The following is a 6,576-nucleotide window of genomic DNA, read 5'->3' as shown; positions in this document are numbered from 1 at the left end:
TTGTTATGCAGGTCTTGATTGGGAATGCTATCCAAAACCTGGTTGAAGTCAGTCAGGGAAAATAGTGGGCAAGGGGCCAAGTCTATTTATAAAAGGTATATTTTCTTTTAAATAGAACTACAATAGAACATATCATCAATAAAACAGCGCAGAAATCCTGATATTACTTTGATTCAGGAGTTGATGATACTTTAAGTTGCTCTTCGAAAATAACAGGTAACATTATATGGTATAGTTTAATTTGAATGTACGAAAATTAAACATTAAAGTATTTTGTTAAAACAATACTATGAGGTGAAATTTGTTTATTAAATCGATTAATAGACATAATCGTCTACTAAATATTAAATTTCGATTTAATAGACACCTCATTGGATGTGAATTCGACTGTCTACTAATTTATAAATTAATAGACAGTTATTGTGATGTATCTATAAACTTGCCATAAAACCAGGGCAATTGGAAAACTTCAGCCAAATAAAATTAAAAATTGACCTTATATCCATTATAAGAATCATGTTTTTTTGCTCTATTAGGGTCTGTTGTTTGGTATCGAGGGAATTCCAAGCTAAAGCCCTCATTAGTTTAGCCCCTGAATGGTTGAATATTCTTTTGTACGCTAGAGTCATCATTCAGTTCTTTCGCAGTGCCAGCAGGCGACGGTGATGGTGCTTCAGGAAACAATGAGGTGATATGAGCTGGTTTTGTTTCTGAATCCAAATTTTTTTTCTCTCCCGTTGGGAGATCATTTATCATACGAGAATAAGATGATGCTTCTTCTTCAGCTGATGGTGGAGTATGTTTTGCACATAAATGACTAATCTCATATGTGACTTGAATCATAACTCTTATGGGCAAAGCAATTACATGAAGTATAAGAACCCCAAAAAATAAGAAAGGCTTTAGACTTTTCCAGTATTTATTTTTTACCAGCTCATTAGACTCGAGAATTACGAACTGCGGTTCAAAGCTTTCTGCCCTACAATCAGAAGAGCGTGCATGAGCTAAGAACTTGTACTCATCGTTATCACCGTGCCTGTATACCATCGTACCTCTAGGTAAGTAACAACTGCCTAATGACCATACAGGATCAATAATATGTGATACCATTTTTAATATTCTTGGCTCACTAGCAGTGGATGGATCGTGCTGTTGGTTTTCATAAATACGCTTTTCACGACTCGTTAAAGAAGGGGGATTCAGGACAAAAAAATCTACTTTATTGGGTTGATGAATATGAGCATGCAAACTCATCGCGCCACCTAAACTTGCACCTGTGCACACCACTCGTTTTTGAGTTCGTCGATGCTCTTCATCAATCCATTGCTGAATTTCTTCTTGTCCACGAGAATATAATTGTGCGCCTATAGTACCATGAGGTCTCGTGTCAGCCAAAAGTCCAGCCAAGAAACCATTGTCGCTGGGAGTCGTTGAACCTTGGAAGATTAAATAAGATTGAGCATCTTGATCTGTTAATGCACGCAAGCCATACGCATAGTAAGGAGCACTGAGCCATCCAGATGTTAATTGAATTTTTTCAACGGAATAGTCTATTCCTTTGATGGTTATAATCTGATCTTCCTGTGGATTTGCAAAGGCTAAATACGATAATGCGTTATAAAGAATAAGCTCTTTTTTTGCATTACTTAAATTAGGATCCTCAAAAGATGTCCTTATTTTTTGAGATAAAGCATCAAAGAAATCTTTTGAAAATTGATGATTATTTTTAATGATGGTTGCGGAAAATAATTTTGCCCATTCTACAAAGCTAAGAGACAGTTCACTTTCACGAAATAGCCAGCTAACGATTTTTTGAGCCGTTGATATTCTTGACTCACCAGGTTGAACTAGCGGCATAAAATGCTCCCAATATGCAAAAAATAATTCGATTATACACTAATCCAACAGTTTAAATCAAAAAAAAGCAAATTCACTCCGTCATTAAAGGGGACCTGGTTGAGTAAAACAGCCAGATCACTCTAGCCGAACCCTCGAAACTAAGGCTTTAAAGAAATTGGCAAGAACGTATTTTTCATTATCTGATGGAGCTAGATACAGTTGTTAAGCAAAAGAAACTAATCGAAATTACGGTAAAAGGTGATTAATATGAAAAAATCAATATTAGACGTTGTACATGACTCTGCTAAGGGCCTTTATGATGTTGATGTCATTGATGCAACAACTATGCATGAGTTTGATGCGCTGTGCTTACCACCGGTTATAGAATTCACATCTAAAGAGATAAAAAAAATTCGCTTGAGAGAGCAAGTTAGCCAAACAGTTTTCGCTAAATATCTTAATACTTCACCATCAACGGTAAGACAGTGGGAGCAAGGAAATAAGCACCCAAGAGTATTGATTTTAATTTGATCAAAGAGGGTGCGCCCTTAAATCGCAATTAGGTTTAATTACTCCGATAATCAGACCTAATAAGATTTCCGTTCACAACGTTAGATATAAGCAATATATTTAACCATTAACGTTGGAGCGTAGATAATGAAAGTTCAAAAAATCAAATTAAGCCCTCATGATTTCAGCTGGTTAGTCCTTGATGATAATCATTTGCCGATTAAACCAATTACAGAATTCATTCGGTATCTCAATAATGTTGATAAATCTCCATGTAGGGGTAGTGACCCCATCAACTTCGGAATTCCACATTGATTAAATGAAGCGCAAAGTGTACAATAAATAATATTTATGAAAATTTGGATGTATATGTCATTTGAAAGAGCGCAAGCAGAATTAAAAAAAGCGGCTGACGAAATAAAACATGAAAAAGAGAATGAAGGGAAACTGATTTCTGAAACAGTCAGCAGCCAAGCTTTGTTGCTGATGGTTAAACGAGAAGAAAGATTTGATAAATTCAAATCGTTTAATGGTTTTGTGTTAGAGCAACGAAGTAGAGATGATAATGAATTTTTCGATTTTTTGATGTTATTAAAGCAAAATGTAAAAAAATTACCTCCTGAAACACGTATAGAACTGGCCGTTGTGACTTGTTTTGTTGGTCCACGCGAAGATAAAGCTTTTTATGACGCGGGTTCTCTAACCCAACGCCACTGGAGTGCAGTGGATCTATATATTGATGAGAATGGTCATGTTAATTCATTTGTTTTAGATGCGGCTAATGGTATTGGCTATACTGCGATACACGCCAGATTAAAAGCCAACTTCCCCGACGGCAATCATTATGTTTATAAAAGCGATAGTTACATATTAGGTCAGCAGAAAAAGTCCCGAGATATACAAACGCAAACACAAGGATGCAGTGTTTTTGTAACTGAACATTTAAAGCAGTTATCGCAGATTGATTCCACAACCTTATATCATTCTGAATTGCCTCAACTTGTTAATAAAAAAAACAATTCGATCAAATTAAAAAATTTTGAAGGGAAGCAAACAAAACTTGCAAGAATAGTTCGTGGCATGCAGTCATGGTCTGGATTGAACTCACTTGGACCAGAGATATTAAATTCGCCTATCAAAGAAAAAGATGGAAAAGAAATTACATTGGGTGAGTATGCTAAAAGCCAAACGAATATTCGTGGTGAAAACTTAACAATCGCAAACAAGAGTGAGAAATATAAAAAAAAGAAGCGGGATTATTTTGAAATTTTGGATCCTGGTACACGCCTACAGGTTATGTTGCAACGACAAGGATTTACCTTTATTAAAAACCCAGGTTTGTTTGAGTTTTGTAAAAAAATAGCTCAATCTGATAAGGAAGGCTTATTTCATTTCCTCACAGCGTTCTCTGATGGTTTAAAGCTTCAGCGTTGCCATTTTACATCCGTTGAGATTAAAAAAATGATAACGAGTATAACTAACTTAAATGAACTTTTGACAGAATTAGATCCTAAAATAAATTTGGGTAAATCAAAAAATGAAATTTTACTATCTATTGCTTCAATGTTTAAACATTTAGATGATGAGAATAGAATTAAAAGTAAACTTATCTTAAATGTGATAATCAAACATGCACTCCCAGCATTACAGGGGGGTAAAATTCAAGTTCTGGATACTACATACTTTGACTCCAATTTGTATCTCGATGTAAGCCAGAGTTTAGAATCGATATTTGAAAGTGATGGTCTTATCTTATCTAGCACACAACAAAATATTTCCCAAGAAAATTCGTCTTCAGATTACAACGCGCTGGATAATGAAGATATCAATTTAGTCGTTCATATGGGAAATATTGATGACATTCAGGCTGCTTTAAGAAATGGCGCAGATGTCACTCAAGTTGGCGGAGATGGCTGGACACCACTAATGCGAGCAGCTAATGCAGGTCGCATCGACATTATTGAAATAGTATATAAACACAATCCTCAATTACATAAAATGGATATAGAACATATGAGTAAGGCAGCCTATTTGGCTGCTAAGCATGGTCATCTTGAGGTATTGGATTTTCTTCTAAAAACAGGGGTAAGCCCTGATTCAGTAGCCACAGAAAATAAAGAAACAAAATCACTCATTATAGCGGCAGCTGAAAGTAAGAAGTTTGACGTTATTACACGACTGATTGATTATGGCGCTAATCTTAGTCTTAGTGATGGAAAGGGTAACTCATTATTTCATACTGCGGTAACTGTCGGCGATCTAAAGCTTATCCAATTTCTTGCAGAACAAAACCTTAATCCAAATACTCGAAACGATAGTGGCTATACTCCTATTTATCTTGCTGTATTACAAAATTCCGATGAACATAGAAGTGCAATAATTGAAGCACTACTGTCGAGTAAACAAATGGATCTTAATGCTCGAGATGAAAATGGTTTCACCCAGCTACACCACGCTGCAAAAAATAATGATTTAAACGTATTTTTGGTTTTATTAGAATTAGGCATTAAACTTCCTGATATTAGCGATCCCAAAAGCCTTCAAGGATACATTTACGAGGCACTATTGACTAATAAGCAATACACACGGGAAATTAGTCAGGGTTTGTTTTTACTCCTTAAAGCCGGCATTTTGAATGATTGCTTTGCAAAAACAATCATCCAAAGTACTCAACATGCAGAAAGATTCGCAGAAAGTTTAGTAAGATTACATGAAAAAGGTATATTAAATGATACTGTTTTTCATGGACTGCAAAAGCATATACCAGATGCTTATTCGATTTGTATGGCTTTATTAGCTCTTAATAGATACCATATGCTGAATGATAATAATCAAAAAGTGGTCTTTTCAAGTAGTAAAGAGGCCATTAAAAACGTTAATAACATTTTAACCACTCTTAATTCACAAAAAATTTTGAATGATGACACATTTTTAGTTTCCATGAGTAGTTCAGAACCTGATTTTTTTAATATTTTAATTACCCTCAAATCACTTAATATTTTAAATGATGAAACGCGGCAAGCTCTTATCATTAATTCTCCACGAGCGATAAATATATTAAATATACTTCGTAGAGTTAGAATTTGTGATATTGATCTTAATCAAGACAATTTCCTGATATTAGTATCTAATGCAATAAGCATTGATGATTCATCCAAGAGGCTCTTTCAAGAGGATATGTTGGACGACACCAGCTTCAAGTCCCTCTTAAATGAGCCAGACAATGCAGACAAATTTGCTTCCAATTTAATATTTAGAAGACATAGTGTCGAAAAGATTGACATACTCTTGGGCACCTATAAGTCCTTTAGAAGTATGGGATTTTTTTCAGGCAATGAGTTTGTAAAAGAGATAGAGTTTCTGTCTGACCTGATAACCGAAATTTGCAAGGTTAGTCGTGATGATTTTGCTGAAATGGTTGATCATTTAAAATCTCAGGAAAAATATAGGGACGTATTTGAAGGGAAATTCAAAGATACTGTTCAAAAGTTGCTAGACGAATTAATAACCAGTTATCCATCAACGCAGACAACATATTCAACTCCATTGAAGCCAGGTTTTTAATTGACCCCCGGCCGGGATCCTGGTAAAAAAGGGTCATGTTCAAATATTAAGCGCATTTAATGGCAAACTCTAATGGCCTAGTTTCCTTTGATCTGGATAACTCAAAAACACCATAACGATTAATATTTTCCCGAAAATATGCTGATAAAATTGATAAGTCATCTTTATTATATTCAAAACCTTCAGCAGATAATTGGTTAAGCACATTAGTTGTATTGGCAACCGTGTGGAACATTACAGCATTAGCAACCATTCGACCAAATGAAATAATTTTTTGCTGCATTTTACTATTAGGGGTAATGACCCCAAATAGGGGTTTGGCAATCATCCGAGTGAAAAGTTACCCTAAACCTAAAAAACAACTTAATTAGAAATAAGATATAACATATAGTTTTATTTTCCATCAACAACCTGCTGGGAAACATTTTTTTGAACTTTCATTATTGCTCAATAACAAAAAAAGTTGACTAATATTTAATATAAAATAACCTTAGAGTAACTTTTCACTCGGATGATTGTCATATGTTAGACGTCAATTACTTTTGCCGGTCGGCGACAATTAACATTGCCGGTTACCCATAAATTTTTTTAGATGTTTGCCTTATTTTGCTCCTTAGCATAGTTAGCTCGATAACTTGGCCCATCCACTTTAATAATGGTGGC

The 6,576-nt window shown here is 34.9% G+C and carries 5 protein-coding genes; 3 read left to right on the top strand and 2 right to left on the bottom strand.

The genetic code is table 11. From position 1 onward, the window contains the following. Nucleotides 1-585 precede the first annotated feature (585 nt). Complete coding sequence (locus tag Q0L29_RS02705) at nucleotides 586-1,857, bottom strand: hypothetical protein (protein ID WP_296618854.1); 1,272 nt, start codon at nucleotides 1,855-1,857, stop codon at nucleotides 586-588. 249 nt (nucleotides 1,858-2,106) lie between these two features. Here Q0L29_RS02705 and Q0L29_RS02700 point away from each other — a divergent pair, with 249 nt between their 5' ends. The 3 genes from Q0L29_RS02700 (at nucleotide 2,107) to Q0L29_RS02690 (ending at nucleotide 5,913) form a co-directional block, all read left to right on the top strand. Continuing rightward, nucleotides 2,107-2,370, top strand: coding sequence for a helix-turn-helix domain-containing protein (locus Q0L29_RS02700; protein WP_296618852.1), 264 nt, complete (start codon nucleotides 2,107-2,109; stop codon nucleotides 2,368-2,370). Nucleotides 2,371-2,496: 126 nt separating this feature from the next. Next, on the top strand, nucleotides 2,497-2,664 hold the full coding sequence (locus Q0L29_RS02695) for a hypothetical protein (protein ID WP_296618851.1): 168 nt from the start codon (nucleotides 2,497-2,499) through the stop codon (nucleotides 2,662-2,664). Nucleotides 2,665-2,700: 36 nt separating this feature from the next. Continuing rightward, complete coding sequence (locus tag Q0L29_RS02690; protein ID WP_296618850.1) at nucleotides 2,701-5,913, top strand: ankyrin repeat domain-containing protein; 3,213 nt, start codon at nucleotides 2,701-2,703, stop codon at nucleotides 5,911-5,913. 46 nt (nucleotides 5,914-5,959) lie between these two features. Here Q0L29_RS02690 and Q0L29_RS02685 read toward each other — a convergent pair whose 3' ends face one another. Continuing rightward, nucleotides 5,960-6,241 carry a Tn3 family transposase gene (locus tag Q0L29_RS02685; protein ID WP_296618848.1) on the bottom strand — a complete coding sequence of 94 codons (282 nt, stop codon included), beginning with the start codon at nucleotides 6,239-6,241 and terminating at the stop codon, nucleotides 5,960-5,962. Nucleotides 6,242-6,576: the final 335 nt, after the last annotated feature.

This window comes from Marivirga sp., assembly GCF_024636815.1.
In the GTDB taxonomy this organism is placed as follows: domain Bacteria; phylum Bacteroidota; class Bacteroidia; order Cytophagales; family Cyclobacteriaceae; genus Marivirga.
This window is presented reverse-complemented; position numbering and strand designations above follow the sequence as displayed.

Excerpts from the sequence above, each read along its gene's own strand:
- Q0L29_RS02705 (WP_296618854.1), bottom strand. The coding sequence starts at position 1,857 with ATGCCGCTAGTTCAACCTGGTGAGTCAAGAATATCAACGGCTCAAAAA.
- Q0L29_RS02700 (WP_296618852.1), top strand. The coding sequence starts at position 2,107 with ATGAAAAAATCAATATTAGACGTTGTACATGACTCTGCTAAGGGCCTT.
- Q0L29_RS02695 (WP_296618851.1), top strand. The coding sequence starts at position 2,497 with ATGAAAGTTCAAAAAATCAAATTAAGCCCTCATGATTTCAGCTGGTTA.
- Q0L29_RS02690 (WP_296618850.1), top strand. The coding sequence starts at position 2,701 with ATGAAAATTTGGATGTATATGTCATTTGAAAGAGCGCAAGCAGAATTA.
- Q0L29_RS02685 (WP_296618848.1), bottom strand. The coding sequence starts at position 6,241 with ATGATTGCCAAACCCCTATTTGGGGTCATTACCCCTAATAGTAAAATG.